The organism is Stieleria sp. (genome assembly GCF_041595215.1).
Lineage (GTDB): Bacteria > Planctomycetota > Planctomycetia > Pirellulales > Pirellulaceae > Stieleria > Stieleria magnilauensis.
The window spans coordinates 1-2104 of record NZ_JBFHKV010001299.1 but is presented as its reverse complement, the minus strand read 5'-3'; the positions used below and the strand labels follow the sequence as shown (position 1 = coordinate 2104).

The following is a 2104-nucleotide window of genomic DNA, read 5'->3' as shown; positions in this document are numbered from 1 at the left end:
GGCGGCAGACGGTCGAGCGGTTGCGGGCGTTTGATCTGAACGATGCCCGTTTGATCTGGTCGGTCGAGCGTCCGCTGGAGTAACGAGACCTGTACGGTTATGAAACCGGTCCGCGAGGGACGCCGACCAGCGACGGCAAATCGATCGTCACGTTCGGCTGTGACGGCGAATTGTGCTGTCGCGATCTCGCCGACGGAACGTTGAAATGGAGCGTCTCGACAAACAAAGCCTATGGCGTGGTCCAAAATTTCTTCGGCGTCGGATCGTCGCCGTTGCTGTTGGATTCGATGGTGATCGTTCCCGTCGGTGGCAGCCCCCCGGAAGATCAACAGATCGCGCCGGGGCGACTCGATCGGGTGATCCCCAACGGATCGGCGCTGGTCGCGTTTGATTTGGCCAGCGGAGAGGAGGTTTGGAAATGTGGTGGTGACTTGGCCAGCTACAGCAGCCCCCGCACGATGAAGATCGCTGATCAAACGGTGGTGCTGTTGTACGCCCGCAATCATCTGTTGGCCGTCGACCCTGCACTCGGCAAGGTGCTGTGGAAGGTGCCGCACCGAGCGGACATGCTGGAAAGTGTCAACGCGATGATGCCGGTCGTGGACGGCGATCGCGTGTTCATCAGCGAGTGTTATCAGGTGGGCAGCCGGCTGTTGGAGGTGTCGTTGCAACAGCCGACCACGCTCTGGTTGGATACGCCCCGAAATCGTCGCGCCCAGGCGATGCGTTGCCACTGGTCGACGCCGATCTTGGTGGACGGTTTCCTGTATGGCTGCAGCGGGCGAAACAATCCGGACAGCGATTTTCGTTGCGTCGAACTGGCCAGCGGCAAGGTGCAGTGGAGCGACGATCGGGGGATGCGAACGTCGGTCACCCGCGTCGGCGAGCACCTGGTCGTGTTGGACGAATACGGGCGGATCGAGATCGTGCGTCCCAATCCCGAGAAGCTGGAGATCTTGGCGGAATATGATTTCAGCGACCAGATTCGGACCCCCTGCTGGGCGGCGCCGATTGTCGTCGGCAATCGAATGCTCGTCCGCGGCGACCGTCACGTCTTGTGCCTGGCGATCCCCACCCGCTGACCAGTCGCCCGGCGGCATCGGTACACCAATCGGATCGGGCATGTTACGATCGGGCGGTTCCAACTAAACCGCTCGTTGTTATTGATTTCCCGCCCTGCCCAAGCATTCATGTCCACCCACGAAGAACACGTCCTGGTCATTCCCGCATCGGTCATCGACGAGATCGGTGTGATCGACGGATTCGAATCCGACATCGATCGATTCCTCGGACCGATCCTACAGAGTGACCAATTGTCCTATCGGCCACGCTCGGCGATGGAAGTCGATCCCAGTTTCAAACAATTGATCCCCTACGTCGTCTTGGAATGGACCGACAAGTCGGGCCGACTCCACGTGTTTGCCTACACCCGCGGCGGCGGTGGCGGCGAAGAACGGTTGCACGCCAAACGAAGTATCGGAATCGGTGGACACATCAGCCGCGAAGACGCCGCCGACGGCAACGACGCTTATGCCACCGGCATGCAACGCGAACTGGCTGAAGAAATTCAATTGGATGCCCAGTACACCGAAACCCGCGAGGGATTGATTTACGATCCGTCCAACGAAGTCGGACAGGTTCATTTGGGCGTCGTGCATCGGTTTGTGCTCGATTCACCGCAGGTCGCCAGCAACGAAGTCGAGTTGGCCGAAGGCGGCTTCGTCTCCATCGATGAATTGCGCGAGCAGCACGAGCGACTGGAGACGTGGAGCCAGTTGGCACTCGATGCGCTGTATGGACAAGTGGGGTAAGCTCCCAGCTTGACTGGCAGGTTGGGGCACGACAGGAGTTAGCGGAACGGCGCGAGCCGTCCGGTTCCAGTTCGAAAACACGCTGACAGACCGGAGGGCTCGCGCCCTACCGCTAACTGTGGCGCTGAAGGAGGTAGCGGAACGGCGCGAGCCGTCCGGTTCCAGTTTGAAAACACGCTGACAGACCGGAGGGCTCGCGCCCTGCCGCTTACAGTGGCGCTGAGGGTGTTAGCGGAACGGCGCGAGCCGTCCGGTTTCAGCTTGAAAACACGCTGACAGACCGGAGGGCTCGC

The 2104-nt window shown here is 60.6% G+C and carries 2 protein-coding genes; both read left to right on the top strand.

The window, feature by feature from the left end; genetic code table 11:
• Window positions 1–89 precede the first annotated feature (89 nt).
• The gene (locus tag ABX749_RS30750; protein WP_372899397.1) at window positions 90–1082 is read left to right on the top strand and encodes a PQQ-binding-like beta-propeller repeat protein; all 993 of its coding nucleotides are present in this window, start codon (window positions 90–92) and stop codon (window positions 1080–1082) included.
• Between the two features lie 108 nt (window positions 1083–1190).
• Window positions 1191–1811 carry a phosphoesterase gene (locus tag ABX749_RS30745; protein ID WP_145217966.1) on the top strand — a complete coding sequence of 207 codons (621 nt, stop codon included), beginning with the start codon at window positions 1191–1193 and terminating at the stop codon, window positions 1809–1811.
• Window positions 1812–2104 lie beyond the last annotated feature (293 nt).

Coding starts and splice junctions, on each gene's coding strand:
- ABX749_RS30745 (WP_145217966.1), top strand. CDS start 1,191: ATGTCCACCCACGAAGAACACGTCCTGGTCATTCCCGCATCGGTCATC.